27 protein-coding genes and 1 pseudogene are annotated in these 26,154 nt (G+C 56.0%); 11 read left to right on the top strand and 17 right to left on the bottom strand.

Translation table 11 applies throughout. The features are described from left to right. Window positions 1-84 precede the first annotated feature (84 nt). A complete protein-coding gene (locus QA646_RS30115; RefSeq protein WP_283061055.1) occupies window positions 85-603 on the bottom strand; it encodes an Hsp20/alpha crystallin family protein in 519 nt (172 codons plus the stop codon). 228 nt (window positions 604-831) lie between these two features. Here QA646_RS30115 and QA646_RS30110 point away from each other — a divergent pair, with 228 nt between their 5' ends. Beyond that, window positions 832-1,494 (top strand): phosphoribosyltransferase family protein, encoded by a 663-nt coding sequence (locus QA646_RS30110; RefSeq protein ID WP_283061054.1) that lies wholly within the window; start codon window positions 832-834, stop codon window positions 1,492-1,494. Between the two features lie 205 nt (window positions 1,495-1,699). After that, entirely contained in the window at window positions 1,700-1,876 is a 177-nt protein-coding gene (locus QA646_RS30105) for a hypothetical protein (RefSeq protein WP_283061053.1), read from the top strand. 386 nt (window positions 1,877-2,262) lie between these two features. On the opposite strand, the pseudogene QA646_RS30100 reads toward QA646_RS30105, so the two are convergent. Both QA646_RS30100 and groL read right to left on the bottom strand, forming a co-directional pair. Next, window positions 2,263-2,683 (bottom strand): annotated as a pseudogene (locus tag QA646_RS30100) (CBS domain-containing protein). A gap of 179 nt (window positions 2,684-2,862) precedes the next feature. Beyond that, entirely contained in the window at window positions 2,863-4,485 is a 1,623-nt protein-coding gene (groL, locus tag QA646_RS30095; RefSeq protein WP_283061052.1) for a chaperonin GroEL, read from the bottom strand. Window positions 4,486-4,993: 508 nt separating this feature from the next. Here groL and QA646_RS30090 point away from each other — a divergent pair. The 3 genes from QA646_RS30090 (at window position 4,994) to QA646_RS30080 (ending at window position 6,986) form a co-directional block, all read left to right on the top strand. Next, window positions 4,994-5,377: an EF-hand domain-containing protein gene (locus tag QA646_RS30090; protein ID WP_283061051.1), complete on the top strand. Its 384-nt coding sequence runs from the start codon at window positions 4,994-4,996 to the stop codon at window positions 5,375-5,377. 114 nt (window positions 5,378-5,491) lie between these two features. Further along, a complete protein-coding gene (locus QA646_RS30085) occupies window positions 5,492-6,115 on the top strand; it encodes a DUF2267 domain-containing protein (protein ID WP_283061050.1) in 624 nt (207 codons plus the stop codon). Further along, window positions 6,000-6,986, top strand: a complete 987-nt coding sequence (locus QA646_RS30080) for a zinc-dependent alcohol dehydrogenase family protein (protein ID WP_283061049.1) — start codon at window positions 6,000-6,002, stop codon at window positions 6,984-6,986. Before QA646_RS30085 ends, QA646_RS30080 begins: the two co-directional genes overlap by 116 nt. 166 nt (window positions 6,987-7,152) lie before the next feature. Here the strand turns inward: QA646_RS30080 and QA646_RS30075 are convergent, their stop codons facing one another. Further along, window positions 7,153-8,748 (bottom strand): MBL fold metallo-hydrolase, encoded by a 1,596-nt coding sequence (locus QA646_RS30075; RefSeq protein WP_283061048.1) that lies wholly within the window; start codon window positions 8,746-8,748, stop codon window positions 7,153-7,155. Between the two features lie 557 nt (window positions 8,749-9,305). On the opposite strand from QA646_RS30075, the gene QA646_RS30070 reads away from it, so the two are divergent. After that, window positions 9,306-9,806 carry a cytochrome b gene (locus QA646_RS30070; protein WP_283061047.1) on the top strand — a complete coding sequence of 167 codons (501 nt, stop codon included), beginning with the start codon at window positions 9,306-9,308 and terminating at the stop codon, window positions 9,804-9,806. Window positions 9,807-9,870: 64 nt separating this feature from the next. On the opposite strand, the gene QA646_RS30065 is transcribed toward QA646_RS30070, so the two are convergent. From QA646_RS30065 to QA646_RS30040, 6 genes are all read right to left on the bottom strand, one after another. Next, window positions 9,871-11,211, bottom strand: a complete 1,341-nt coding sequence (locus tag QA646_RS30065) for an ATP-binding protein (RefSeq protein ID WP_283061046.1) — start codon at window positions 11,209-11,211, stop codon at window positions 9,871-9,873. Continuing rightward, a complete protein-coding gene (locus QA646_RS30060; protein WP_283061045.1) occupies window positions 11,208-11,885 on the bottom strand; it encodes a response regulator transcription factor in 678 nt (225 codons plus the stop codon). The genes QA646_RS30065 and QA646_RS30060 overlap by 4 nt, the downstream gene beginning before the upstream one ends. Before the next feature lie 10 nt (window positions 11,886-11,895). Continuing rightward, window positions 11,896-13,176 (bottom strand): ATP-binding protein, encoded by a 1,281-nt coding sequence (locus QA646_RS30055; protein WP_283061241.1) that lies wholly within the window; start codon window positions 13,174-13,176, stop codon window positions 11,896-11,898. Between the two features lie 65 nt (window positions 13,177-13,241). Continuing rightward, window positions 13,242-13,919, bottom strand: coding sequence for a response regulator transcription factor (locus tag QA646_RS30050; protein WP_283061044.1), 678 nt, complete (start codon window positions 13,917-13,919; stop codon window positions 13,242-13,244). After that, a complete protein-coding gene (locus QA646_RS30045; RefSeq protein WP_283061043.1) occupies window positions 13,916-14,470 on the bottom strand; it encodes a cytochrome b/b6 domain-containing protein in 555 nt (184 codons plus the stop codon). The genes QA646_RS30050 and QA646_RS30045 overlap by 4 nt, the downstream gene beginning before the upstream one ends. A 3-nt stretch (window positions 14,471-14,473) precedes the next feature. Continuing rightward, on the bottom strand, window positions 14,474-14,746 hold the full coding sequence (locus tag QA646_RS30040) for a PepSY domain-containing protein (protein ID WP_283061042.1): 273 nt from the start codon (window positions 14,744-14,746) through the stop codon (window positions 14,474-14,476). A 272-nt stretch (window positions 14,747-15,018) separates the two neighbouring features. Between QA646_RS30040 and QA646_RS30035 the strand changes: the two genes are divergently transcribed. After that, window positions 15,019-15,882 carry a glycosyltransferase family 25 protein gene (locus QA646_RS30035; protein WP_283061041.1) on the top strand — a complete coding sequence of 288 codons (864 nt, stop codon included), beginning with the start codon at window positions 15,019-15,021 and terminating at the stop codon, window positions 15,880-15,882. Then, a complete protein-coding gene (locus tag QA646_RS30030; RefSeq protein WP_283061040.1) occupies window positions 15,879-16,619 on the top strand; it encodes a glycosyltransferase family 25 protein in 741 nt (246 codons plus the stop codon). The genes QA646_RS30035 and QA646_RS30030 overlap by 4 nt, the downstream gene beginning before the upstream one ends. 53 nt (window positions 16,620-16,672) lie before the next feature. Here QA646_RS30030 and QA646_RS30025 read toward each other — a convergent pair whose 3' ends face one another. Together QA646_RS30025 and adhP are read right to left on the bottom strand one after the other, a co-directional pair. Then, window positions 16,673-18,538 (bottom strand): heavy metal translocating P-type ATPase, encoded by a 1,866-nt coding sequence (locus tag QA646_RS30025; RefSeq protein WP_283061234.1) that lies wholly within the window; start codon window positions 18,536-18,538, stop codon window positions 16,673-16,675. Then, the gene (gene adhP / locus QA646_RS30020) at window positions 18,531-19,604 is read right to left on the bottom strand and encodes an alcohol dehydrogenase AdhP (protein ID WP_283061233.1); all 1,074 of its coding nucleotides are present in this window, start codon (window positions 19,602-19,604) and stop codon (window positions 18,531-18,533) included. The genes QA646_RS30025 and adhP overlap by 8 nt, the downstream gene beginning before the upstream one ends. 147 nt (window positions 19,605-19,751) lie before the next feature. Between adhP and QA646_RS30015 the strand changes: the two genes are divergently transcribed. The 3 genes from QA646_RS30015 (at window position 19,752) to QA646_RS30005 (ending at window position 22,844) form a co-directional block, all read left to right on the top strand. Continuing rightward, the gene (locus QA646_RS30015; protein ID WP_283061232.1) at window positions 19,752-20,198 is read left to right on the top strand and encodes a hypothetical protein; all 447 of its coding nucleotides are present in this window, start codon (window positions 19,752-19,754) and stop codon (window positions 20,196-20,198) included. A gap of 177 nt (window positions 20,199-20,375) precedes the next feature. Next, complete coding sequence (locus QA646_RS30010) at window positions 20,376-21,113, top strand: helix-turn-helix domain-containing protein (protein WP_283061231.1); 738 nt, start codon at window positions 20,376-20,378, stop codon at window positions 21,111-21,113. A 15-nt stretch (window positions 21,114-21,128) separates the two neighbouring features. Continuing rightward, entirely contained in the window at window positions 21,129-22,844 is a 1,716-nt protein-coding gene (locus tag QA646_RS30005; protein WP_283061230.1) for a PAS domain-containing sensor histidine kinase, read from the top strand. Window positions 22,845-23,028: 184 nt separating this feature from the next. Here QA646_RS30005 and QA646_RS30625 read toward each other — a convergent pair whose 3' ends face one another. The 5 genes from QA646_RS30625 to QA646_RS29985 form a co-directional block, all read right to left on the bottom strand. Beyond that, a complete protein-coding gene (locus tag QA646_RS30625) occupies window positions 23,029-23,427 on the bottom strand; it encodes a hypothetical protein (RefSeq protein ID WP_349254289.1) in 399 nt (132 codons plus the stop codon). A 16-nt stretch (window positions 23,428-23,443) separates the two neighbouring features. Continuing rightward, window positions 23,444-23,968, bottom strand: a complete 525-nt coding sequence (locus QA646_RS30620; protein WP_349254288.1) for a hypothetical protein — start codon at window positions 23,966-23,968, stop codon at window positions 23,444-23,446. A gap of 126 nt (window positions 23,969-24,094) precedes the next feature. Further along, the gene (locus QA646_RS29995) at window positions 24,095-24,553 is read right to left on the bottom strand and encodes a host attachment family protein (RefSeq protein ID WP_283061229.1); all 459 of its coding nucleotides are present in this window, start codon (window positions 24,551-24,553) and stop codon (window positions 24,095-24,097) included. Then, window positions 24,507-24,962, bottom strand: a complete 456-nt coding sequence (locus tag QA646_RS29990; RefSeq protein WP_283061228.1) for an SPW repeat protein — start codon at window positions 24,960-24,962, stop codon at window positions 24,507-24,509. Before QA646_RS29990 ends, QA646_RS29995 begins: the two co-directional genes overlap by 47 nt. Before the next feature lie 262 nt (window positions 24,963-25,224). Continuing rightward, window positions 25,225-25,926, bottom strand: a complete 702-nt coding sequence (locus QA646_RS29985) for a CBS domain-containing protein (RefSeq protein ID WP_283061226.1) — start codon at window positions 25,924-25,926, stop codon at window positions 25,225-25,227. Window positions 25,927-26,154 lie beyond the last annotated feature (228 nt).

The raw sequence follows: 26,154 nt of genomic DNA, 5'->3' as shown, positions 1-26,154 counted from the left end.
GTTTGCCTCGGCTGTAGTGTCCCCAAAAACGCAGAGACATTTGAAAAATAGGCAAAGCGCTGATGCGCTTTGCCTGTGTGGGCATCACGTTGCCTTGATGATGACTTTCCGCTCGTTTTTCTGTGCTTCCGCAGTCTTGGGAAGAGTTACTATCAAAACGCCATTGTTGAACGAGGCTTCGATCTTGGATGCGTCGACGCTTTGGGGTAGCTGGAAACTGCGCTGGTAGGATCCATACCGGCGTTCGGAAAGGTAATATTCCTTTTCCTTCTCTTCCTTGGTTTCCTGCTTTTCGCCTTTGATCGTCAGCGTGTGATTGGCGACGCGTACGTCAAGGTCCTTGGGTTCGATGCCGGGCAACTCGGCCGAGATTTCGTACGACTTTTCCTTTTCCACGACATCGACAGCGGGTGCTGCGATTGAGGGGAAGGATTTGCCAAGCGAAAGGCGGCCGAATGGGCGGTGCCAGAACGTGGGCGTGAGATCATCGAATAGGCGATCGATTTCCGTACGCAAACTCTCGAAGGGCGACCAACCGATGTCCGGGGTCCTGGGTTGTTTTTCTTCCGTCTTGACGGGTAGCTTCGTTGCTGTATCGGCCATCTTCATTCTCCTCATGTTTGAAAGATGGAGCGGCGCCGGCTCCGGCCTCACCGCTTCAACCGCTGGCAGTCGTGTTATGTGCCTGCAGTGAGAACAGCAAAGCCGATTGACGGGCATCCGACATTGATCGCCGTCAAACACCGATGCGGTATATTAGTTTTGATGCATATCAATGACCCCTACTGCCTTCCGTTAGAAATTTGCATCCAGCCCTTAGGAGATCGGAGCATGTTTGAAGATCGAACGGAAGCGGGGCGGAAGCTCGCAAAAGTGCTCCGTCACTATCGCAATCGCCATGTCGTTGTTCTCGGGCTGCCTAGAGGCGGTGTTCCGGTGGCGTTTGAAATTGCCAAAGTTTTGCACGCGCCCATGGACATTGTTTTTGTGCGGAAAGTCGGCCTTCCCTGCGCGCCGGAGGTTGCTATGGGCGCGGTTGTGGATGGCACCCATCCCCATATCTATAGGAACGAGGCGGTCATCCGACGCGTCCGCGTCACGGAAGAAGCCTTTCAGTTTGCGGCTGAAGAAGAGTTGCGGGAGATCGCCAGAAGAAAGGCTGTATTTAAGGATGTTCTGCCTCGCTGCGACATACGGGGCAAGACTGTTATTTTGGTTGACGATGGCTTGGCGACCGGCTCGACAATGGAAGCTGCCCTGTCGGCGATCAAAGGGAACGGCGTTGGCCGTACCGTCATTGCCGTTCCCGTCGCGCACTTCTCGGCAATATCCGCGCTCAAAAACGACGCAGATGAAATCATCTGCCTGGAGACGACGCACTTCTTCCGGGGCGTCGGCGACTTTTACAACCATTTTCCTCAGCTCTCCGATGACGATGTGGTCGGATATCTCCACTCACAAATGCTTGCCCAGGATTTGGGATTAAGCCCATGAAGAACTCCCCCGCAACGCCAACGTGCCGACCGCTAGCCGGGCGTTGCTCGGAGGCGCACCGATATTTCAGGGTACCGAGGAGCGCCCGCCAGGCGTGCCCTCATGGGCAGAAAACGAAGGCCGCCGTAGATTGTGATCCGGAATACGTGCCCCCTACGACCCGCCTCAGAACCTCGCGCGCGGGCCCTGACATCGGAGGTGCCATATGAGACAGGCACAGGATTCTCTTCGCTGGTTGCGCTGGCTGGTGCTTGATCATCTACTTTTGATCGTTGTAGTTCTGATGATTGCTGCAGTATTCAGTGTGCTGTTCTTGCGCTCAAAAAGCGAGTTGGATCATCAAAATTATGAACTCCAGCGCTCGATAGAGCGATCGGTATAGTGACCTCAACAGCCGACGTAAGGCTAGCCTCTGATTTTATCGAGACATACTGCTGTCGTCAGGGCTAGCGCTTGGATTTCAGTTTTTCGTGAAAGACCTTTTTCATACGCGTCGGTCATACCACGCCGCGCCGCGTAGTCACCCTGTCCGGCCCGCTACGTGATGCGGAAGGCGCCCGACACGCTTTAATGTCTCCAACTCATCCGATCCCGCAAACGGGGGCGACTGTGTTCGCCTGCTTGAGCTGTCGACGTTCCATCAAAAGAGCCTTGCATTACGGAGAGATGATAAGCCTGTTGCCGCGCCGGATTGCGCGGCAGTAAAAGGCTTCGAAGTTTAGGTTTACACGACACAGGTTGAACGACCTAAAAACACATTGATGCGCCTTAAGCGTGATGTTCGCTGACGGATTTCATCAAAAGGTCGGTCAGAGGTTTACTGCCGCAATGCGAAATTTCGCCGATGCTCAGCATGCCAACCATTCGGTTTTTGGCGTTCATCACGGGCAGCCGTCGGATTTTATGGTTTCTCCATCATGTGCACGGCCTCTTCAATCCGATCGGTAGCATGACAGAATGTCGCGCCAGGCGACATCACTTCGCGCGCTGTAAGCATTGATATGTCGTGCCCATCTGCGAGGGCGCGCAAAGCCAGATCCCGATCGGTGATCATGCCGATCATCCGGTCGTCTTCGACAACGGGAATTGCTCCGATGTCTTCAGTCTTCATGATTTTCGCGAGGTCCTTGACCGGCATCGTCGGCGCAACTGACCGAACCTCTTTGTGCATCGCCTCGGAAACATGCATTGCTATTTCCTCCTTCAGCAACAACGACGACTACAGATTTCCACGATATGGTCCCTGCAGCATTGATGCTGGTCAATGTATGAATGAAGCGAAGCATTTGATCGGCTGAAATGTGCCTATCTTTCAGAACCTGTTGTTTGGCGTCTGAGGCGGCCCATTCAGTGTTCGCTTTGTTCGACCTATAGAGCGGCTTCGGGATGAACGGCGCTTTCCTTCGCATCATCGGGTATTTCCGTCATCGTCGCTTCTGTAAGCAGCAAGACACTGGCTACTGAGACGGCATTTTCGAGCGCGACCCGGACGACCTTCGTGGGATCGACAATGCCTGCGGCAAACATGTCGGTATAGACCTTCTTCTCCGCATCGTAGCCAAACGTGCCATTGCCCTCCAAGACTTTCGCCACAACGACGCCTCCATCGGTCGAGGAGTTTTCCGCTATCTGACGGATCGGTACCTCCAGGGCACGCTTTAATATCTGTACGCCCGTCCGCTCGTCGCCTTCGCAACGCTCCTCTTCGGTGGCGATTGCCTCTGCACAGCGCAGCAGACCCAGACCACCTCCCGGCAATATGCCCTCGGCGACCGCTGCTTTGGTCGCATTGATGGCGTCATCGAGGGCCTCTTTCTTGGTTTTCATTTCCGCCTCGGTGGCCGCACCGACTCTTATGACCGCGATCCCGCCCGATAGCTTTGCCAGGCGCTCCCTCAATTTTTCCTTGTCGTAATCGCTTGAGGTCTCGTCAATTTCGCGGCGAAGCTGATCGATGCGCGCCGCAATCGCTTTCTTGTCACCTGCACCACCGACAATGGTGGTCGTGTCCTTCGTGATAACCACCCGGGCCGCATGACCGAGCTGGTCGAGCGTTACCGCCTCGAGCTTGATGCCGAGGTCTTCCGACAGAACCTGTCCACCTGTCACGATCGCGATATCCTGCAGCATCGCCTTTCGCCGATCTCCGAAACCGGGTGCCTTGACCGCGCAATTGCGAAATGTGCCGCGGATCTGGTTGACGATCAGTGTCGCTAGAGCTTCTCCTTCGACATCCTCGGCAACGACCAGCAAAGGCATGCTCGCTTTTGCAATGGATTCGAGCAGGGCAACGCAATCGTTGAGCGCGTTGAGCTTGCGGTCGACAAGAAGGATCGCGGCTTCCTCCAAGACGATTTCCATGCGTTCGCTATCGGTCACGAAATAGGGCGACAGAAAACCGCGATCGAATTGCATGCCCTTGACGACTTCGAGCACGGTTTCCGTTGTCTTGGATTCCTCGACCGTGATGACGCCGTCATCACCAATTCTTTCCATTGCATCGCCAATCAAGGTGCCGATCTGCGCATCGTTATGTGCTGAGATCGTTGCGACTTGCACTTTTTCGCGCTTGTCGGTGACCGGTCTGCTGTTTTGTTTGAGCAGGCCGACGGCGCATGCGAGCGCTCGATCCAGGCCACGTTTGATTTCGATGGCACTGGCGCCGGCCACGACATTGCGCAACCCGTCGGAGAAGATGGCCTGAGCCAAAACCGTTGCCGTGCTGGTTCCATCTCCGACGATGTCGCCGGTTTTTTCAGCAGCCTGGCGGAGCATGCGCGCACCGAGATTTTCTTCGGGATCCTTGAGGTCGAACTCCTTCGCAATTGTGACGCCGTCATTGCAGACGAGCGGAGTTCCCCATTTTTTCTCGATGAGGACGGCCTTCGATCGCGGGCCAAGCGTAACACGCACCGCGTCGGCGAGTTGGGTAGTGCCTCTAAGGATTTTCTCTCGCGCGGCCGAGCGAAACAAAACTTGTTTATGCGCCATGACGTCACCTCCATGTCGGCAACCTACGCGCAGGCGCCCGGTTGGGCATTGATCCCAATCAAAACGTGGACCGATACTGGCTTGCGTGCCAATCGGATCGGAGGCGATGCTTTTTCAATTCGAGAGAAAGAGATTTACGCAGGAATTGTGAAGCAGAGAACGCGTGGCGCCTCCAAAGATCCATTCTCTGAAGCGGCCATGGTCGTAGCCGGGGTGGGCGCACCCCGATCCCATGATGAGGTGGTTACAGTCGTGACGCTTTGATCTTGGTCAAAGTCAAAATGAATGGATTGAGGGATAGTTGCGTCAGTGATGTTGGCTTTGCCGCATGCGATCTCGGCGGCGTGCCATTGCCCCGCCATCGTCCCGCCGTGTGACGGCCGACGCAGTGGCCAAAATTACCTCGAAAGGCATCGGTGAGGTGTCGCAGGTGCATCGTCGGAACAGCACATAAAGCCCATTCCGAAGAGGTTCAAATACATGAGGGCGAAACGAGAAGGAGAAAGAAATGTTATCGGTAAAACAACGACATGCAGCCATACTTGCTGCTGTGATCGCATTCTCGGGAGCAGATCTGGCGTTCGGACAGACGTCGCCCGATATGACGGACGGCATGGCGCAGAGTGAGGGAACCGCGCCTTGTGGATATGGCACGATGCCGCGCGGAATGATGGGGATGAACATGATGAGGCCCGGCATGATGTCAGGCATGCCGATGGCCATGCGAGGGCACATGATGCAGATCATGTTTGCGATCGCCGATACCAATGGCGATGGCGCGCTTTCCTTCGACGAAGTGATGGCGATCCACAAGCGCATCTTCGATCTCGTGGATGCCAACAAGGACGGTAAAGTCACGATCGAGGAGATGCAGGCATTTATGCACCAATAGCCGGAGGCGCGCAGGCGTCGCATCTCCGGCGGTTGCATATCGCTTGGAGATCGATCGAGAGCAGTGATCGGACGCCTGTTGCGGCTCGATAGCCCCAACAAGGGAGTGGCCAGCATGACGTATATCCCGTCTCAAACGTTCCCGGATGCTGCTCGACAGGCGGAAGTTTGGGTGGCGGAGCTTGCGGAACAGCTTCATTGCGAACTGCGGCAGGCTTACGACGTACTGCGGTCGGTTTTGCATGCCGTCCGTGATTGCCTCTCGCTGCAGGAGGGCGTTGATCTTGCCAATCATTTGCCGGTGCTCCTCCGCGGCCTATTCTACGAGAATTGGCATCCGACCGATGCGAAGCGCGCTCAAGCTCGAGCTGATCTGACCGTTGAAGTTTCCAAACGCCTGAAACAGGTCGAATTTGATGCTAAAAAGGTGTTGGAGGAGTTTTTCAAACTGCTCGAACATCGGCTGAATCCGAAAGGGCTCGCCAAGCTCGACATGATGCTTTCCGAGTCATGGGTTATTGGTGAGCGTCGCTCCGAGAAGCTCACCGGTACCGACATCGACGGAATTGGAAAGGATCCGACACCCCTCATTAAACAGGAACTTAGCTTCAGGGAGACAGTCCATGCGGGCAATGGTGATGGAAAAGGTTGGCGCACCGTTGCGCATGATGGAACGGCCGGATCCTGTGCCCGGAAAGGACGAGCTTTTGGTGAGTGTCGAGGCTTGTGCTATCTGTAGAACGGATTTGCATGTGTTTGACGGCGATCTGCCCAACCCTAAACTTCCGCTCATTCCCGGCCATGAAATCGTCGGCATTGTCGAAGGGGTTGGGAAAAACGTGTCTCCAGCAAGGATAGGGCGAAGGGTCGGCGTGCCCTGGCTTGGCCATTCTTGCGGCGAGTGTTCTTTCTGCCTGAGGGGGCAGGAGAATCTCTGCGACGAGCCCTTATTTACGGGCTACACCCGTGATGGCGGCTTTGCCACCCATACGGTCGCGGATGCTGATTTCGCCTTCGACCTCGATGAGGAGGCCGATCCCGTCGCTCTGGCTCCGTTGATGTGCGCAGGTCTCATTGGCTGGCGCTCGCTGAAGCAAGCTGGCGATGCGAAGCGCATTGGACTCTATGGCTTTGGCGCGGCCGCGCATATCATCTGCCAAGTTTGCCGGTGGCAAGGAAAAGAAGTCTATGCGTTTTCACGACCCGGAGATGACACTGCCAAGCAGTTCGCGCTTAGTCTCGGCGTGAAGTGGGCAGGCGGTTCCGATCAATCGCCTCCGGTGCTCCTCGATGCGGCAATCATCTTCGCTCCCGTCGGCGAGCTCGTTCCTGCTGCGTTGAAGGCGATCCGAAAAGGCGGGCGCGTGGTCTGCGGCGGCATTCACATGAGCGATATCCCAACAATGCCCTACCGCCTGCTGTGGGAGGAGCGAAGCATCATATCCGTCGCAAACCTTACGCGTCAGGACGCCCGTGAATTCTTCCCGATTGCTCGCGAGGCGATGGTCAAGACGCATACGAGCGTTTATCCCCTTGCCGAAGCCAACGCGGCCGTTGCCGACTTGCGGGCGGGCCGAGTGAGCGGCGCAGCCGTGCTGAAGCCAGAGTAGTGGCTTGGGCATGATATTCTCATATGGGAAGCATGGTTCTTGCAACGAGCGTCAGGTGACATGGACCGGCTCCTTCGATTTCTCCGATCGTCGGAATGGCAAAGCATTCTCCGCTTCTTCGGCAATCCCGGATTGTTGTCAACATAGTTCATCCCCCTGCCTTGCCTTAGACGGCGTCGTCTTGAAGCGCTCTTTTGATTCTGCGTAGAATGACGGCGCGTCTCTTTTGGTCGGCAGCCTGGCGTAGCTTCTCCTCAAGATCCAAAATGACGGATTGATAATCATTATGCCAATCGCGATGCCCAACCTCGTCCGCCGTCAGACGCGGCGGAGGTGCGGCAGCGCCGAGTTCGACGGCACCGGATTTCGTAAGGCGATATCCACTGTCAAGCGCGGGTCTAAAGATGGTTGGCACGGATGCTCGTCCAGATAGTCGGCTCTTCAATTGATCGATCGCCGCCGGCTCGCCATGGACGAGGAACAATCCTGATCGGATCGGCTCCCGCCCCGTAATCCAATCCACCAGTTCGGTTGCATCGGCGTGGCCGCTATAGGCTTCCAGCGATTTGATCGCGGCCCGCACGACGATTTCCTCGCCCTGTATCTTTACCGTGCGTGCACCATCCTGAAGTATGCGCCCCAAGGTTCCTTCAGCCTGGAACCCGACAAGCAAGACAGTGCCCTCATCACGCCACAGCCAATTTTTCAAACGATGCCGGATACGGCCGGCCTCGCACATGCCACTCGCGGCGATGACGATATAAAACCCGTGAATGAGATCGATTGCCTTCGACTGCTCGGCGCTCTCCGTGAAGCGTATATTTTGTGAGTTCAGCGCTTTCTGAAGTAGTTCACCGTTGGGAAGCGATGGAGCATGACGCTTAAAGATAGCGGTTGCCCGCGATGCCAGCGGAGAATCGATGATGATCGGAGTACGCGGCAACTTGCCTGTCTCCATCAGTGCATAGAGATCGGCGAGGAGCTCCTGCGTACGCTCGACAGCGAAGGACGGAATAAGGAGGGCGCCATTAGGATGATAGGCCCGACTGACGATCTCTCGAAGTTGCTGCCGTCGGCCTTCTTGTGAAGCTTCATCACGTTCTCGGTCGCCATAAGTGCTTTCGCAGATAACGTAATCGAGATTGTGAGGCGCATCCGGGGGATATTCCAACAATTTGTGCTCAGGGCCAACGTCGCCGGAAAAGAGGATGCGGATCGGGCCGTCGTCAGCGGTTAGTTCGACTTCGACCGAAGATGAACCCAGCAGGTGACCCGCATCCCAGAAGCGAAACCGAAGCCCACCCTGTCCCTCTTGCCATTCTTTGTAAGAGACGGCGCGGAACTGCGTCATGGCGGCGCGCGCATCGGCGACCGTGTAAATTGGTTCTATCGCAGCATGTGAGCGATGACGGTTTCGTCGATTGAGCTGTTCGACCTCCATTTCCTGAATGTGTCCGCTGTCTTGCAGCATAATTGTGCAGAGGTCGACCGTGGCGGCAGTGCAATAGATCGGACCATCGAAACCCGCTTTGACAAGCTTCGGCAGAAGGCCCGAATGGTCGATATGGGCATGGGTCAGGATAACTGAATGAATTGACGAAGGTTCAAACGGGAATGGCCGGTAGTTCAGCTCTTTTTCCGTTTTTGAGCCCTGGAACATGCCGCAATCGAACATGGTTCGAAAGCCATTATGCTCCAGAACGAAACAAGAGCCGGTAACGCCGCCCGCTGCGCCATGAAAATGTAGGATAGGATCCGTCATCGCATCTCCCCGCGTAATGACCGATATTATGCTGGCCGTCAGCGTCCTGCTTTGAGGAAGATCAAGTTCAAAGCGTCGTTCTTTTCCGTTTTCGGCACTTCCAAGCTGAAGGAGTGGAGGAGCTGCAAGAGAAGCAACGTGTGAAACATCTTAACCGGGCAAAATCGAAGGCAGCGGACGGAACTCCGTTGTTGCCGAAACTCCGTCAGAGAGCGGCCGATGCCAGCGCGGGGCCTCGGACACGGTCTTATAGGCATGGAGATGGATCTCCTCGTATTTGATCGATCGCCAGAGCGTGTGAGTAGGGCCTCGAATTGCGATGCGCGACTAATATCATCCCGCGGTCACGCGAGCGTTCTGCTCCGGGTGACAAAGAAGGATGTCCGCGAATTCGAACCTTTACCGGGAACGGCCACGGCCTGACTGTTTGGCCCAACGCGGTAGGTATTCGGAAGGCACCTAGCTTGCGTAGAAACACGGCTGCTGTAATTCACATGATTGTCAGTTCCAACAAGCATCCTATACCCAATGAGTTGTGAAGCCATTGAGGACAATCTATGACGCAGCCGATACGTTCGAAATATAGCCCGTTACAACGTGTCCTTCATTGGACCATAGCGTTGCTGGTTTTCTTCAACCTTCTGTTCCCCGACGATATGAACGCGTGGCATCGCATCGTGCGACGCGGTGAGAGCCCATCGCCCGATGATGTTTCGGCCGCAAACGTTCATGCCTATGTTGGAATTATTATACTGGTGCTTGCGCTGGTACGTTTGGGCATTCGTTACACGCAAGGAGTGCCCGAGGAGACTGCAGGCGAACCCGCGCTATTTCGGATCGCGGCCCGATTAGCCCATGTCGCGCTGTATGTGTTGCTCTTTGCCATGCCATTATCCGGCATTGCGGCCTACTACTTTGGTATTGAGGCCATAGGCTCTGTACATGCGGGTATCCTGAAGGTCTTGCTATGGGCCTTAATCATTGCTCATGTCGCTGGTGCTCTGGCTCACCAGTTTTATTGGAAGACAGACGTCCTTCGGCGAATGACAATTGGCTAGAGACATACATTCGGGACATTTGTGGTCACGGTTTTCGGCAAGTGTATGGCTGATCGAAAATGGTTCAGCCGGGCAACGCCGAAGGCCGTGAATGGAACTCCATTGTTGCCGAAGCTCCGCCGCCGGGGAGATTTTCCAATTTCAACCTTCCGCCATGTGCGGCCATGGTTTCCGCGACTATGGAGAGGCCAAGCCCAAGGCCATCTTTTCGGTCACTTTTGCCTTCCTGAATAGCGACGTCGGCCAGTCGCCATTCGGGAAAACCGGGTCCTTCGTCGGTCACGCTGATCCCGGTTTCGAAAACCACGATAGTAATCAGACCTTCCGCAGGACTATGGTGCATGGCGTTCTCTACGAGATTGCGCAGAGCCCGGAAGATGTAATCGGCGGCGCCAGTGATGAAGACCGGCGTGTTTTTAGTCCGCAGCTCGATATTGTGCCCTGCATCAATGATCATGGGTGCCAGGTAGCGCGCGACATCAGCGGCCACATCGCAGAGGTCTACCACATCGTCCGACTCGTAGTGAAGGGTTTTGATCCTCACACGATCGACGAGTTGTGTGATGACGCGCTCAATGTCGTCGAAATCCCTTTCGACCGCGCGTGCGGTATCGTCTTGAGACAGGGAGAGCCGAGCCTTGGCGATCGCCAGAGGCGTTCGGAGTTCGTGTGCGAGCTGACCGGAGAATTGCTCCAGCGATAGAAACCCCGCTTGCAGGCGGTCCAGTGCTCCGTTGACCGATCTGATCAGCGCCAATACATCCTCGGGCATTTTGGCCTCGGTCAATCGCTTCGCGATGCTCGACGGGCCGATCGTCATTGCTTCCTGGGCTGCTGTGCTGAGTGGCCTCAGCGCAACAGCAAGTACGGCGACGTTCGTAGCCAGCAGCACGAGGACAAAGGGTATCCAGATCCAGGCGATATCGGCGACGAACTCCTCGAGAACGGAATCGAATATGACACGGTCTCGCGGAAAGGCGACCTGTATGAAGCCGGCGGCTGAATTGTCGCCGATCGGCAGCGTCATGCCGAAAAGGGCTTTTCGTCCATTGGAGGCCGGGAGCTGAAAATATTTTGTCCTATGGCCAAGGAGCGGAATGAGCGACTGCTCCAGACCTGAAGAATCAAGAATGTTCCCGTCCGCTCCGATGACGGCATATTCACCACGCAATTCTTTGATGCGCATCTTAAGCGCTGTAGCATGGATCCCGGTCAGAGCTGGATCGGTCAACAACTCCTTGCGCAGGTCCTTGGCAAAGGTCGAAAGCGTTTCTTCTCGGAACTCGTCATTCGAGGACTTGAAGCGCATATAAAGGAAGAGCACGCTGGCAGCAATGGCAACCATTGCGACGATCGACATCGCCAAGACAAGCCGCCTTAGCAGTGTAAATCGCGCCCTTTTCATGGACGCTTTTCCGTCAGCATGTAGCCGATACCGCGCATGTTGTGAATATCAGCCGTCGAACTCGCACCCAGAAGCTTCTTTCGTAGCCGGTGGATCAGCACTTCGATCGCATTGGAGCTTACCTCGTCTCCGTATCCGTAAAGAGCCTCTTCCACCTCCGCTTTTGACAAAACGTGGTTGGGACGCCGGAGGAAAAGATGGAGCGCTGCAAATTCTCGACGACTGAGTTGCAGCTCGGCACCTCCGACCGAGGCGGCATGCTGGGTCGGGTCAAGCGCCACATTGCCGAGTTGGAGCACCGTGCCATATCGTGGTTGGCCGCGACGCATGACGGCACGCAGCCGCGAGACCAGAACGCCCATCACAAAAGGCTTGCAGAGATAGTCGTCCGCGCCCCGATCGAGAGCATCGATAATGGAGCTCGACGCGTCGCGTGCCGTCAGAATGAGCAAGGGCGTTGACGGGGAAATCCTCCTAAGGGGCTCGATCAGCGTCAGACCATCGCGATCAGGAAGGCCCAGATCGAGTACTATGGCGTCGTAGTCGACCGTGGCGGCAGCTTCCTCGGCATCGAGCGCCGTATTGACGTTGTCGATGGTAAAGCCATGCGCGCGCATGGCATCGCTCGTCACGGCAGCAAGCTTGGCGTTGTCCTCAACGAGCAAAACACGCATGATCTGCTCTCTACCATGTTTCTGGCGCGCGGTACGGCGCGGTTTTGGAAAACGTGATCTCGGCAAGCCGACCGGTACGACTCTGTTGCTGCTTGAAGGTGGCCCCGTGCAGGGCGGCGATCCGTTGCACGATCTTCAGACCAATGCCCAGCCCATCGCCGTGTTCGGGAAGCTGGCGATCCTTGGAGCAGTTTGCGAGACTTAGATCTTCGACCTGAACCCCCCGGGCGATGACACGTACGATGATATCGGTGCCAGTCGGGGTGTGCTTCACTGCGTTCTCGATGAGATTGCGGATACTATCTTTCAAGAGAGTTTCTACACCAAGGACGATGGTTGTTTCCGTCTGAACCTGCAGTTCCAGAGTGTGGTTGTTCTGATAGACCCATGGGGCAAGCTGTTCGACAACTTCGGTGCAGATCTGCGCGAGGTCCACATTCGCGAACATGCCATGGTCGAAACTGTCGAGACGGGCAAGCGCGGTCAACTGGCCAACGAAAGCCGCCAGCTCATCGAGATCGGCTTCCGCTTTGCGCGCTCGAAGATGATCAATTCGGCTGAGTTCGAGCTTGATTGCCGCGAGCGGCGTGCGAACTTCATGTGCAATGCCCGTCGTCAGCAGCTTTTGCGATTTCATAAGCTCGCCGACACGTTGAAACGCCCTATTCACCGCCTCGGCCAGATGCGCAATCTCGAGCGGCATGCCCTTTACAGAGAGATGAGATCGAGCATCCATCGGGTCGATGGCATCCGCCGCAATGGCCGCCGCATGGACAGGCCGCAACGCCCAGTGAACTGAAAGAAGCGTGGCGCCCAGAACCAGGACCAGAAGTATGCTCATCGGCACGATCATATGTTCTCGTACCTCGTTCCAGAAGACGTTGGAGACGACATTTTCTGGATCTCCCATCGATGCGACGTCGACGAAATAGTTTTTGCCATTGATGGCGAACGCACGCCCTCCGACCAGCGTCAAGGGCTTGCCGGGCGTCACGGTCCTGAGCCAGAAGTCGGGCGGCCTGATGTCGGCGGGCAAAAAATGCCGTTCGCATTCATTGTCACACGATGCGAAGATTACCCGCCCATCGGCATTGCGGATGCGTGCGACATAGCCCGTATCGGGCTTTCCATATCTATCCTTCAGTCCTGCGGGGAGCTGATAGGCTGGTTCCCCACCAATATTGCCGATACCGGAGGCGAGGCGGTCAGTCTCTTGCTCGACAAAAAGCCGGGAAAGCTCTCCGACATTCCAGTAGTAGTCAGAAAAGACGACGGCGAGCTGAACGAGCATAGCAAGTACCGCAAAGAAGACGATCCTGCGGGTGAGGATGGTCGCAAGGGCCGGGCTTGGCGTGCTCACGGTGAAGCCTCGCGCAGCATATAGCCAACGCCGCGAACCGTCTCGATCTTAGCGTTCGTCGATCGGCCTTCCAGCTTCTTGCGCAATCGCGAAATGGCAAGCTCGATGGCATTGGAACTGCGCTCCTCGCCGAACTCGGAGACGGCGTGCTCAAGGCGGCGCTTGGAGACGACCTTGCCGGCGTCACGCATGAGAAGTTCCAGCAAGGACTTTTCCGAAGGCATCAAGGCCAGGTCGGCGCCATCATAACGCACCTGCCTCGACGTCAGGTCAAATTCCAATTTTGCGAATTCGAGCGTCGGCATGAGCGCGGAGGGCGACCGCCGCATCAGGGCCCGAATGCGGGCCAGGAGTTCGCCATTGTTGAACGGCTTTGTGAGGTAATCGTCGGCTCCTGCGTCCAAGCCGGCGATGCGTTCATCGATGGCGTCGCGTGCCGTAAGAATTAGCACCGGGATCTGATGTTTGTCTGAGCGGATCGATTTCAAGAAGGCGAGGCCATCCGCGTCCGGAAGGCCAAGATCGAGAAGGAGGAGGTCATAGCCAGCCGATTCCAGTGCAAGGCGCCCTTCCTCCGCAGTGCAGAAGGCATCGATCCGCCAGTCTGCCTCGCGGATCGTCTCCGAGACCAACTCCCGCAGGCGTGGGCTGTCTTCAACCAGTAGAATCCTCATGCCCTTTTTCGTCCCGTCACCATAGACCAAACGAGATTTTCCCGATGTCTCCAGCTTTCGATCAGTGCAGCGGCTGCGTGGATGAAAGCAAGCACCATGATGCTATTTGCGATGACGCCATGCAATTCCTCCAACCACTTATCGCCCCAAAAGGCATCGAGCGTCGTCATCCATCCCGTCAGGCAGGTCGCAGCCAGTAGAGCCATCAATAACAGCATCATAACGGATGCGAGCGGATTGTGGCCGATGGACCGGCTTTTGCGACCATCGACGATATCGAATATATGACCCATAACTTTGGCCGGCGTTGGGAAAAAGTCGGAAAAGCGCGCATGCTTGGTTCCGACAAACCCCCACAGCACGCGGATGGTCAAGGCGACCGCCACGGTGTAGCCGGTCATGCGATGCCAATATCGTCCTTCTTCGAGGATGAAGAGATTGAGCACGCAGGCCGACACAACGGTCCAATGGAAGAGGCGCACGACCGGATCCCAGACCTTGATCGTCGCGGACGGAGCCAAGTCGTTTTCGTTGGTCGTGATCTCCGTCATGGCTCAATCCCCGATTTCGGCTTTGACGATGGCGCCGGTGACCGGATTGAAGTAGACCTCTGCGCGCTTGCCGTCCTTGTCCTTGCCGTAGATTTCGTAACAGTTACCAGTGACCTGGAAGGTCCTGACCTTATAACCTTGCTGATCGATTTTGGATTTCATGGCGTCTTGCGACATCCACGCAGATTTGGGCTCTTTCGTGCAGCTAGGGCTCGCATGAGCCAGCGCCGGAGCTGCTGCGGCGACGGCGACGGAAATCAGCATCTTAAAGTTCATTGGATCATCCTTTTTGCACATTGAAGTTGTTGGTGACGAAAGATCACTAATGTAGCGAAGCTGTCCGTTTGCTGTCGGCGGGCGAAGATTGTGCGGGACGGCAAGGCAATCCAATGCAGGGGTATTGAAACGCAGCGCATTTCCAGTGTGGCGATGAGCTGTTAAATTCCTTCTTCTTGCCGGAATCTTGTAAGCGTCCCGTAAGTCGGGCTGAACAGTGTCTGCTCCGAAAGCACGGTCATGAGGCCGTTGCCGCCGGAGTGGAGCAGGGCATGAATGAACAGAAGCCGGACAACCGGCCGCTAAAGGTCTTTTTGATTAATCTTGATCGCGCCGGTGATCGGCTTACCGCAATGCAGGAGAAGCTGGATCGGGTTGGATTGCAGTTTGAGCGGGTTGCCGCCGTTGACGGCGAAATACTCGACTTTCCGCTTGCGGAATTCAGCGAACGCTCCTTTCGTTTCATGCATGGTCGGCGCCGCAATCCGGGGGAAATCGGCTGCTATCTAAGCCATGTGGAATGCGCCAGGCGCCTGCTTGTCTCCGAATGCGAGTTTGCCCTCGTTTTGGAGGACGACCTCGAATTTCCCGAGGATTTGACCGAGCTTCTGCAGGCAGCTCTTGATGCTGGCTCAGCATGGGACATTTTGCGGCTATCAACGGTCAATCGTGGTAGGAAATTCAGCTTCGCCAAATTGACGGAAAAGCGAAGCCTCGCGATTGCGCTGACCCGCGAAAAGGGATCCGGCGCCTATCTCATCAATCGGCGTGCGGCGCATTGGTTCGTCGAAAAGCTGCTGCCGATGAGATTGCCTTTCGATCTCGCATTCGACGTCGAATTTTTCGACGGCCTGAAATCAGCGTTTGTCTCGCCGGTGCCCATCGACCAAATGATCGGATTGCCTTCGCAAATTCAGTCAAAACGTCGTCGCTATCACAGATCGCGGTGGCATTACCTTACTGTCTTGCCTTATCGGGCATTCATCGAAGCAAGTCGCCTGTTCTTCCGGTTATGGCGATTGTCAGTTGCTTTTGTCCACGCCTTTGCTGCGGCGTTGTGGAAGAGCGATGAGATAGGCTCCGGCGTGGCTCAGTTCCCGCGAAATGCGGTGAAACAAGCTGGCGACACGCAATGAAGCTTGGCGTGTACGTCATCAATCTCGACAGTTCCATCGAACGTTGGCGAGCGATCCGCGCTAAAGCGGATCAATACAGCATGCCTATGATGCGTGTGGCGGCCATCGACGGTCGCCAGTTGTCGCAGCGGGAGTATGGCGATGTGGATTGGAAAAGTTTTTTTCGGCATGGCGGACGCCTAATCCTGGCAGGCGAATATGGCTGCTATCGCAGTCACATCAAATGTCTTTCGATGCTTGTCGAAAGCGACTTCGATGCCGTGATCGTCATGGAGGACGATGTTGAGGTTACGGCAGACCTGATTGAGAGAACGAACTCGATCTTGAATGCAGTCCGCAATGCTGACGTCATAAAACTCTTCAATCATCGCTGCCGGGGCTTCCGGCACATGGCGACCAGCGCTCTTGGAGATGAAATCGGCCGCTGCCTCCACGGTCCTCAGGGGTCCGCAGCCTGCTATGTCATCACGCGACTTGGAGCGGAAAAGATGCTGTCCGCCTTACAGCGCATGGCCTTTCCCTTCGACGTCGCGCTGGAAAGGGGATGGCACCACGGGTCGAACGTACTCACCACGAAACGGAACCTCGTGAGCTTGATGACGCACAGCAGGGAAAGCCTGATCGGCCACAGAACCGACTACAAACGAGTCAAATTCTTCGGCCCGAAACGTTTGCCGACCCATGCTCTACGCGCCGTAGAGTATTGGCGCCGTATTCGATACGCCCTGGAACTGTAAACGGACGACCCATCGCCGGTTAGTAAACTAATAGAAAACCACCCCCATTTTCCTTAACCGGCTCGAAGGGCATTGAAGATGACGGCGACGTCGATGATTTCCTGCAAAAGAGCGCCTTGAATGGGACTAAGGTATCCGCAACCGGCGGCGATCATGGCGGCGACTGAGAGCCCTATGCCGGCGTAGACACTCTCAAGTGCAATCCGGCGCGACCAACGTGCAATTTCGATCGAGGTTGCGACGAGCTGCAGATTGTCTCGTAGAAGGACGACATCGGCCGCCTCGGCTGCGGCGGCGAGATTCCCGCGGCCGACGGCCACCCCGACAGAGGCAGCAGCAAGCGCTGGAGCGTCGTTGACGCCGTCGCCAATCATCATCACGTGGCCGTGGTTCAATTCGTCTTTAACAGCTTCGACCTTCTGGGCAGGTGCGAGTTCTGCTCTGACGAAGTCGAGACCTAGCGCTTGGCCAACTGCTTTTCCGACAACGTTCCTGTCCCCCGTGGCCAGCGAAATGCGCTTAATTCCAAGCCCTCTTAAACTCTCGACCACTGCCAAAGCATCGGTTCGGATCGGATCTTGAAAGATAAATGCTCCCGCATAATGCCCGTCGATAGCAACGTAAGCCATGGCAGTTCCCACTGCATGTTCCGGCGGTTGCATGAGTCCGCATCTGGCTGCAATAAAATGCTTGCCGCCGATCGCTACCCGGTGATTGCCAACATATCCCTCAATGCCTTCCCCTGGGACTTCAGTCACGGTTGCCGGTATCGAAAGGACAAGTTTACGGCGTTTGGCTTCAGCGACCACGGCACGGGCAATGGTGTGAGCGGATGCCTGATCCAGCGATGCGGCCAGGCCCAGCAGTTCGTTTGGATCTGCGTTAGTATCAATGTGCCGTATCGTCGGTTGTCCGGTCGTCAGTGTTCCCGTCTTGTCGAATACGACCGCCCTGATACTTGCCAGAACCTCGAGAACGCTGGCGCCCTTTATAAGAATGCCGTTGCGCGATGCCTTTGATACACCGGCAACAAGCGCCACGGGAACAGCGAGAATGAGAGGGCAAGGGGTCGCAACGACAAGCACCGCCACTGCGCGCGTCGGCTCTCCTGATAAAAGGGCCGCCAGGATAGCGATTGCCAGCGTGATAGCGAGAAAGGCCAATGCATAGCGGTCGGCAAGCCTTGACATCGGAGCCTTTGAGCTGCGCGCTTGCGCGATGAGACGGACGATGCTGGCATATGTGCTCGCGGCCGCCGGGTGGGCGGCAATCATTTCGAACGCATCACCGATATTGGACGCGCCACTCATGATCATCTGTCCCGGATTGTGTCGCACAGGCAAGGACTCACCGGTCAACGCGGCTTCATTCAAGATGGCGTGACCGGTGTCAACGTGCCCGTCGACCGGAACGACATCCCCATTGCGAACGAGAAGTCTGTCTCCCGCCAGAACCTCTTCGATGGCGACATCGGCGAAGCCGGCGTCCGTCACCATCACCGCCAGACGCGGCACGCGCGACAGCAGTTCGGTCATCCCGCTTTCGGCGCGTGCTTGGGCATAGCTCTCCAGAGACTGTCCACCGGCAAACATCACCGCCACGATAGCGGCTGCGACATATTCGCCAAACCAGAGTGCAGCTCCCATTGCTAGAGCAGCAATAATATCCAGACCGAATTCTTTCTTGCGAAAACTGAGAAAGACGTCCACCGCCAGTGCGAACAGGACAACAGCGGTAGCGCTGATCAATGCCAGCACCGACCAGGAACCCAGACCGAACCAGGCGCATACAAGGCCTGTCCCGAGTCCCAGGACCGCAAGAACAAACAGCGGCAGGGACGAGGCCCTCTGCATCCGGAAAAGATCAATGGCTTGACCCGGATCGCGGTCGCATTCGAATTGGTCGGCCGCTTCAGACATAACTCGGTTCTGATTTCGCACGATCGGTCGATGCGCCCATCGCCATATCCAATACGACTCGGCCTTCCACTTGCCCCTGTTTGAGATTGGCGAAAACCTTGTTGATGTCTTCCAGCGGCGCACGGCTGATTGCGGCTTTCACCTTGCGGTCGGCAGCAAAGGCAATTGCCTCATCGAGATCCTGACGTGTTCCGACGATCGAGCCACGCAGGGTAATGCGCTTCAAGACGACGTCGAAGATTGGCGTTGCGAACTGTCCCGGCGGCAAACCGACCAAGCTTATCGTTGCCTTGCGACGCGCGATCGAAATCGCTTGTGAAAAGGCAGCCGGAGATACCGCCGTCACCAGGACGCCATGAGCGCCACCGCCAGTGACCTTCATCACTTCCGCGACCGCATCTGGCGTCGCGGCATTGATCGCGAAATCGGAGCCAGCCATCCGCGCAAGGTTGAGCTTTTCCGGTGCGATGTCGAGGGCGATTACCTTCAAACCCATGGCTTTTGCATATTGAATGCCAACGTGTCCGAGCCCGCCGACGCCTGATATGGCGACCCATTCTCCCGGCTGGGCTTCGGTTTCCTTTAGCCCCTTATAGCTCGTCACGCCAGCGCAGAGGATCGGCGCGATTTCGGCAAAATCGATGTGATTGGGAAGACGCGCGACAAAAGAGGCATCGGCGATCATGTAGTCGGCAAAGCCGCCGTTGCAGCTATAGCCGGTATTGTGCTGATGTTCGCACAATGTCTCCCAGCCGGATTCGCAATATTCACACCGCTGACACGCGTCGTGAAGCCAGGCGACCCCGACGGCATCTCCTTCTTTGAGATTTGTGACATCGGGACCAAGAGCGGCGACGACACCCGCCACCTCATGTCCCGGGATGAAAGATAAAATCGGACGAATAGGCCAGTCACCGTCGACAGCATGTAGATCGGTATGGCACACGCCACACGCCTTGACCTTGACGAGCACTTCTCCGGGACCCGGGATGGGTATCGGGACTTGTTCGATGACGAGTGGTTTGCCGAATGCCCTTACAACTGCCGCCCTCATCAACCTGACCATGGGAACCTCCGTTCATCGATAAGATAAGGTCGGCGACCACCATGCTCGCATCATCGGCCCTCGCATTGATCTGAAACAATGACGGGTGAGCCCAAGCGCATTTGACTAGCGACGAGGTATGAGGGCGGTATCTGGAGGCGAACGCTTATGACGGGCGAATATACACTTCATACGATACGAAGTGATCAGGTCGTTCGCGCGTTCGCCTTACTACAGCATGTCACTCCCTCGCTGACGATCGATCAGTGGCAATCCGTGGTCGATGGACAGCGCTGGCATATTGTCGTTGCGACCGATACCGCATGTTATGTTCGGGGGCTGACGGTATCTTCGACCGGTAAGCATCCAGTCGCAGGCAAGTTGCTGGATGTGCCGGTGCTCGTCGTTGGCAGTGCCGTCGACGATGTCAACATTGCAGAGCATCTTTTCGCCGAGGCAAAAAGACGAGCTATCGTTTCGAAATGCCAGTTTATTCGAATTTGGATGCCTGCGCCTGATGTCTTTGAGCATCTTCGTGATCTTGCACACTATAACAAATGGGATCATGGCTTGATGTGCCGCATCGATATCGCTCCTGCCGCCGACTTGACTTAGTGAGAAGATCATTGTTCACGGCAAGATGGGTATTCCGATGCTATGTGTTGATGTTCGATAGTCGCCATCCCGAGGCTGTTACAGACTGTTACAAAGTCGCACCAATTCGTACGTTCTAGGCATTCGGCCGTCACGCAAAGATCGTCAACTGCTTCCACGACAAAGGGAGTCAGGGACATGTTGGCGAATAATCTTCATCTCGTTCCTCACATCGTTGACGGAGCTGTCACTGCTTCGGACGCCGTGAGCCTTGGTATCATTTTCAAGAAACAGCCTCTTGAGCGCGCCACAGCCGGGCAAATCTTATTTTTTGAAGGAGACGCGGCCAAGCACCTCTTTTCGATCGTGGAGGGGAACTTGCGCATCTGCCGCCTGCTGCCCGATGGCCGTCGCGTCATAACTGGTTTTCTGAAAAACGGCGACGTAGTCGGTGTGTCGTTCAAAAACCGGTACCTCTACAGCGCGGAGGTGATCAACGAGGTTGTATTCCAGCGCATGACAAAGCGGTCCTTCGAAGAGGAGCTCGCTGTGCTTCCCCAACTTCGCTCGTTAGTACTGTCGCGGCTGCGCGACGAGGTGGCCGCCGCGCAGGATCAGATGGTGCTATTGTCCTGCAAGAGCGCTGAGGAGCGACTTGCCAGTTTTCTGCTGAAGCAGCTTCGACATGGCGAAGCCCAGCAGGGCACTCGCGGCATGATCTCCTTACCGATGACACGTCACGACATAGGCGACTATTTGGGGCTCACGACTGAAACCGTATCGCGAACGGTTACGAAATTGTCAGGAAGGCGGCTCATCGCAGTCTGCGGGCGCAACGCCATTCAGGTGCTGAATGAAACCGCCCTTGCGCATCAGGCAGGAGAAAGCGAAGATTACGATGACTTAGGAAAGGCGGTCGGACAGCGCCGCCACTAGAGCTAAGAGGCGGACATGTCCAAGGAGACTGCGGCGTCCACATCAGAACAGGATTTGGATCGTATCGTCCGCATTCTTGATAACGTCAATCTCATCGTACACGCATTCGATGGCGTTATCAGCCGCTGGACCACGGGTTGCGAACGCCTCTACGGCTGGAGACGAGATGAAGCGATTGGGCAAGTCGTCCATGAACTGCTTGCCACCGAGTTTCCACAGCCGCTCGATGATATCAGGCGGGACGTCCGTTCGAGCGGGATGTGGGAAGGCGAAGTGATCCATCATCACAAGGATGGGCGTCGTCTAGCAATCGCTACGCGCTGGGTTGCTCTCGATTCGCCCTCGGTGGGCCTCGTTATCATTCAAACGAACAACAATGTGTCCGACATGAAACAAATTCAGGACAATCTCGCAGAGCGAGAAGCGCATTTGAGGTCGATCCTCGCCACCGTTCCCGACTCCATGGTCGTCATCGATGAGCGCGGCACCATTACCTCGTTCAGCGCCGCGGCCGAGAAGCTTTTCGGCTACCGCTCCGACGAGGTGCTGGGTCAGAATGTGCACATGTTGATGCCTTCACCGGATCGGGAGGCTCATGACGGCTACATCTCTCACTATCTGACAACCGGCGAGCGGCGCATTATCGGCTACGGGCGCGTGGTCAGAGGCCAAAAGAAAGATGGGTCGACCTTTCCGATGGAGCTGTCTGTCGGCGAAGCGATCTCAAACGGGAAACGCATTTTCACTGGTTTCATTCGTGACCTGACTGGCAGGCACCGTATCGAAGAGGAACTTCGCCAAGCTCAGAAGATGGAGGCGATCGGGCAACTGACCGGCGGGCTTGCGCATGATTTTAACAATCTTCTGACGGTGATCAGTGGAAATCTCGAAATGCTGGAGATGAGCCTCTCTGAAGACCGTCAGCGTTCACTGCTTCGCGAAGCGCAAGATGCTGCCGATGACGGGGCCAAACTCACTGGTCAGCTCCTTGCTTTCGGACGGCGCCAGCCTCTGAATCCGAAAGCGCTGGATGTCGGCTCCCTCGTATCGGGTTTTTCCGAGCTTCTGAGACGAACGCTAGGAGAGACGATCGAGCTTCGCACCATTGTCACAGGCAACCACAATCACGCGCTTGTCGACGGCTCTCAGCTTCAAAATGCCTTATTGAACTTGGCGCTCAATGCTCGGGACGCCATGCCGAGGGGGGGCAGGCTGACAATCGAAATATCGAAGGCGCATCTCGATATCGACTATACGCAAATGTATCCCCAGCTGCGGCCTGGTGATTTCGTCTTGATATCCATCACCGATACGGGCGTTGGGATGTCGAAGGAAGTGAAGGCGCGAGCGTTCGAGCCCTTTTTCACGACGAAAGGCGTGGGCTCCGGCACCGGCTTGGGATTGAGCATGGTATACGGTTTTGTCAAACAGTTGGGGGGGCACATCCAGCTTTACAGTGAACCGGGGCAGGGTACCAGCATCAGAATCTTTCTGCCGGCGGTGGAAGATGCTTCCGCTCGATCTGACAAACCGCAGGATGCGGCCGCTGACATACCCGGCGGAACGGAAACGATCTTGGTGGTGGAGGACGACCCGCGCGTGCGACGTGTTGCCGTTGCACGATTGTTGACAGCTGGATATACAGTTCTGGAGGCGGCAAGCGGTAGCGAGGCGCTCGATCTATTGTCTCGCAACGATGACATCAAACTGCTTTTTACCGAATGCCTGTGATGCATTGATTAAGCTGAGAAGTCGGGTCGAGATTATGCCGCATGATTTTCAATCGTCCTTCTCGCTGCAAAGGCGATCAGCGCCGGCGAGTTGGTGTTCATAAGCGAGAATCTTCGTAAAACGGCGGAACGCTCGCGATCTGCCACCGGGACTCTATCGGAGGCACGGTCGTCCTGATAAATCCTCAGTGGATGAGGACTGCTTGTTCTTTGTCCTGGTCGCTCGCCTCGTCAAGGCTTGTTGAGCCGTAGCTCTCCATAGCATCGCGGATCAGGGCATATTTGACCTGAGTCGTTTTTAAATCGCGATACCAGTCAACCAGCGCGCCCCAAGGATCAGTGATCTTGGAAAGGCCGGAAAGGAAGGCGACGACCGTGCCGATTTCAGTCTTACCGGTGACGACGTAATATCCACCCAGGACGAAGATGCCGGCATAACCGAGCCGAGTCATGAGGTTCATTGCGAACTTCAGTTTGTAGATGCTCATGTTGACGGAACACAGCGTTTGAATGCGGCCGCTCTGTGCCTCGACGGCATCGTCGGAGGTCAGGTGTTCCACCATGCCTTCGTTGATGTTTCGCATCGCACTGATCTTGGTTTTAATCCGGCGATTGATGGCCGCTTGTATGAAGGGGACAAAGCCGATCTGCGGGAAATAGATGATGACAATGGCCAGCGCCATCAGGGGCTGCAACGGCTGCAAGGATTCCGACCTGCAGGAGAGGTTCGGAAATGCTTGTACCGACGAAGCCGACGGCAGGCTCCGTCCGGCTAGGAGGGTGGAAAGTTACGCCTTCGGCGACAGATTCCGGCAGCAAATCGTCCGTATGTGTCGATTCTACGAGAACCGACCGGCGGAGCCAGCGGATCGCCACTTCGCCGATCCAGCCACGATAGAGATCAAGGCCCAGTTTGGTAAGGCCCTGGGCAGTGACAAGCGCGAGATAGGCGGCAACGAGGAGCAAGACGAGATGGTAGGAGGTGCCTGCGGTGGCAGCCTTGACGATGCGTCGTTGCAGTTCGAGCGGAACAGTTTCCATGATAAAAAGCAGGATGGAAAGCGCTGCAATTGCGATCTGGTGAGGTCGCCCCATCAGCATAGAGCCAAATAGGCTCTGCGGCACTTTCCGCTCCTTTCTGTCCGAATTGATCCGGCGGCATGCGGATATCCCGCGGAAAGGTCGAAAGGGCACGATTTCTGTCCATTCGCCTCAATGATGCGTCGTGTTTCAGACCCCGAAAATTGCCGTTCAGGCCTTAGTCTCACTTCGAAGTCGAGCCTCGATTTCATCGATAGGCAACTTGGTGAGGTCCTTGGCGAGTTCCGCCGTGATCGCTCCCTGTACCGACGGGCTAATATGCTTGCGCAGGGTGCCGAGGGCTTTCGGAGGTGCGATTAATGTCAGATGCTCGATCGTGCCGTCATGAACGAATTCATCGAGTTGCGCGGCGATTGCTGCAAGGAAGTTCTCTTCCGCCCTTTCGTGGAGGTCAACAGCTTCAACGGCACTGCGTGCGCCTCCTTTGGATGCATAGACCCGTCCCGGACGATCGGACCCTAGAGTTCGCGCGGCTTCCGCCGGCTCGGCCGTCTCGTGAACTAGAACGAGGTTCAGGATTTCGGCATCGCCGTCGTTCCGCAGGAAGAGTGCCTTAGCTCCATCACAGACGAGAACCCAATTCTTCCAATTGATCTTCAATTGAGTCATGCTCTTGGCTCCTGTTTATGAGTAGATTTCCTTTACCGCTTCCGCGATTGCGATACCAGGATTTCTGCTCTCGCAACTTCTTCCGGATGGGAAACCGTCCAGGCGGCTGGTAAGAAGATGAGGGCAGCGCAGACAACGCTTGTCCACTGGTGCTGGCCGCGCCATGGAAGCCGAGCAACCAGGGTGAGATGGCGAGCCACAAGGCAAGCGTGATCCGCTCCCATTCTCTAGGGTAGCGTTCCAAAGCGTTCTCACTGGACAATAGTGCCAGCCCGCATAGTCCGGAATTTAGCGAAAAAGCGAGAATTCCACCGAGATTAGGAAAGAGAAAAGCGGGCGCAAAGGATGCGATAACAAGGCTTGTGCCGATTGCGCTGGCGGCATAGTCGCTGACGTTTCGATGTGACATGGCGTGCTCCCTCGGCTTTGATAGAAAAACCATATCGCGGGCATGAATTGGTTACTTTGCGGCGGATCAATTCGACGGCTGCAAATCGGAAAATTTCGCCATTGCAAACGCATACGACGCTCGCTGGGCAAGTTAGGCAAAGTTGCTGCAAGCCACATGTTCTACCGGTTTTTGATAAGATCCCGTAGAACGGTCGAACGCGGCCATCACAAGCGATGGCCGCGGTGAAAGATGAAACGGATCCTTCCTGCCGGATTGCGATTTACGGCAGCGGAACTGCCACGCCATAGTAAGGATCGATCCACGTAAGCTGGTCGGTGACAGATTTGACGCCCGGAACATTTTCTGCAGCGACCTTGGCCGCCAGACGTTCGCGTTCGTCAAAAATGGTACCCGAGAGTTCAGCAACGCCATCTTTGACGGCGACAGAGATGAATCCATTGCCGCTCCAGCTATGTTTTGCCAACTCTGTCTGGATCGCCGCCTCGATCTGGGCATCGCCATTTAGCGCGGGCTTGGCCATCAAGATGCTGAAGAGCGCGCGCATGAGGTCGGAGCGGGCGACAATGCCTATTAGCTGATCGTCTTCGACGACGGGCAGCCGCTTTATGTCATCGCGTTCCATCAGCTTGACGGCATCTGCTATCGGCTGCTGCGGCGAAACGGTCGTGACGCTGGAAGTCATGACCTCTTCCACCTTGCGGCCATGGGCATGCACATATTCGTCAGCAAGCTTACCGGGACTGGTAAGGAATTCGAGGAAGCAGGAGCGTCGACGTTCAGTATCGAGTTCACCGCGCCGCAGGAAGTCGCCTTCGCTGACGATGCCGATAAGGGTTCCGTCGTCATCAACGACCGGAAGACCGCTTATCCGGTTGTCCAGCATGAGACTGGCGGCTTCGGCAATCGGCGAGGATGCCTTTACCGTGACCGGTGTTGACGTCATGATATCGCGGACAAGCATAGCTATCTCCATGAAATGGGCTCGATCCAGAAGACGGGCGTTCGCTTCGCCTAAAATCGATCGGCTCGCACGTTGCTCTCGTAAGCCGGAAATTCGCCGGACAACCGACATATGAATATCGCCTAGTCGAGACCCGCGCGTTGATCGGCGTCAAAGTTGCGGGCCGCCCTGCGTGAGATTTTCGTCGTCTCATTGATGCCGAGACAGAGAGGCGAGTGAAAAGATGTT

Source organism: Rhizobium sp. CB3090 (assembly GCF_029714285.1).
Lineage (GTDB): Bacteria > Pseudomonadota > Alphaproteobacteria > Rhizobiales > Rhizobiaceae > Rhizobium.
The sequence above is the reverse complement of the archived record's forward strand: the minus strand, read 5'-3'. Positions and strand labels throughout refer to the sequence as shown.

Bases quoted from the DNA above. Each gene is read 5' to 3' on its own strand.
- QA646_RS30065 (WP_283061046.1), bottom strand. From the start codon at position 11,211: ATGAAAAGGGCGCGATTTACACTGCTAAGGCGGCTTGTCTTGGCGATG.
- adhP (WP_283061233.1), bottom strand. From the start codon at position 19,604: ATGGTCAGGTTGATGAGGGCGGCAGTTGTAAGGGCATTCGGCAAACCA.
- QA646_RS30110 (WP_283061054.1), top strand. From the start codon at position 832: ATGTTTGAAGATCGAACGGAAGCGGGGCGGAAGCTCGCAAAAGTGCTC.
- QA646_RS30045 (WP_283061043.1), bottom strand. From the start codon at position 14,470: ATGACGGAGATCACGACCAACGAAAACGACTTGGCTCCGTCCGCGACG.
- QA646_RS30005 (WP_283061230.1), top strand. From the start codon at position 21,129: ATGTCCAAGGAGACTGCGGCGTCCACATCAGAACAGGATTTGGATCGT.
- QA646_RS30015 (WP_283061232.1), top strand. From the start codon at position 19,752: ATGACGGGCGAATATACACTTCATACGATACGAAGTGATCAGGTCGTT.
- QA646_RS29990 (WP_283061228.1), bottom strand. From the start codon at position 24,962: ATGTCACATCGAAACGTCAGCGACTATGCCGCCAGCGCAATCGGCACA.
- QA646_RS30105 (WP_283061053.1), top strand. From the start codon at position 1,700: ATGAGACAGGCACAGGATTCTCTTCGCTGGTTGCGCTGGCTGGTGCTT.
- QA646_RS30080 (WP_283061049.1), top strand. From the start codon at position 6,000: ATGCGGGCAATGGTGATGGAAAAGGTTGGCGCACCGTTGCGCATGATG.
- QA646_RS29995 (WP_283061229.1), bottom strand. From the start codon at position 24,553: ATGACTCAATTGAAGATCAATTGGAAGAATTGGGTTCTCGTCTGTGAT.
- QA646_RS30115 (WP_283061055.1), bottom strand. From the start codon at position 603: ATGGCCGATACAGCAACGAAGCTACCCGTCAAGACGGAAGAAAAACAA.
- QA646_RS30060 (WP_283061045.1), bottom strand. From the start codon at position 11,885: ATGCGTGTTTTGCTCGTTGAGGACAACGCCAAGCTTGCTGCCGTGACG.
- QA646_RS30030 (WP_283061040.1), top strand. From the start codon at position 15,879: ATGAAGCTTGGCGTGTACGTCATCAATCTCGACAGTTCCATCGAACGT.
- QA646_RS30025 (WP_283061234.1), bottom strand. From the start codon at position 18,538: ATGTCTGAAGCGGCCGACCAATTCGAATGCGACCGCGATCCGGGTCAA.
- QA646_RS30010 (WP_283061231.1), top strand. From the start codon at position 20,376: ATGTTGGCGAATAATCTTCATCTCGTTCCTCACATCGTTGACGGAGCT.
- QA646_RS30055 (WP_283061241.1), bottom strand. From the start codon at position 13,176: ATGCTCGTTCAGCTCGCCGTCGTCTTTTCTGACTACTACTGGAATGTC.
- QA646_RS30625 (WP_349254289.1), bottom strand. From the start codon at position 23,427: ATGCGAAACATCAACGAAGGCATGGTGGAACACCTGACCTCCGACGAT.
- QA646_RS30090 (WP_283061051.1), top strand. From the start codon at position 4,994: ATGTTATCGGTAAAACAACGACATGCAGCCATACTTGCTGCTGTGATC.
- groL (WP_283061052.1), bottom strand. From the start codon at position 4,485: ATGGCGCATAAACAAGTTTTGTTTCGCTCGGCCGCGCGAGAGAAAATC.
- QA646_RS30075 (WP_283061048.1), bottom strand. From the start codon at position 8,748: ATGACGGATCCTATCCTACATTTTCATGGCGCAGCGGGCGGCGTTACC.
- QA646_RS30040 (WP_283061042.1), bottom strand. From the start codon at position 14,746: ATGAACTTTAAGATGCTGATTTCCGTCGCCGTCGCCGCAGCAGCTCCG.
- QA646_RS30050 (WP_283061044.1), bottom strand. From the start codon at position 13,919: ATGAGGATTCTACTGGTTGAAGACAGCCCACGCCTGCGGGAGTTGGTC.
- QA646_RS30035 (WP_283061041.1), top strand. From the start codon at position 15,019: ATGAATGAACAGAAGCCGGACAACCGGCCGCTAAAGGTCTTTTTGATT.
- QA646_RS30085 (WP_283061050.1), top strand. From the start codon at position 5,492: ATGACGTATATCCCGTCTCAAACGTTCCCGGATGCTGCTCGACAGGCG.
- QA646_RS29985 (WP_283061226.1), bottom strand. From the start codon at position 25,926: ATGCTTGTCCGCGATATCATGACGTCAACACCGGTCACGGTAAAGGCA.
- QA646_RS30070 (WP_283061047.1), top strand. From the start codon at position 9,306: ATGACGCAGCCGATACGTTCGAAATATAGCCCGTTACAACGTGTCCTT.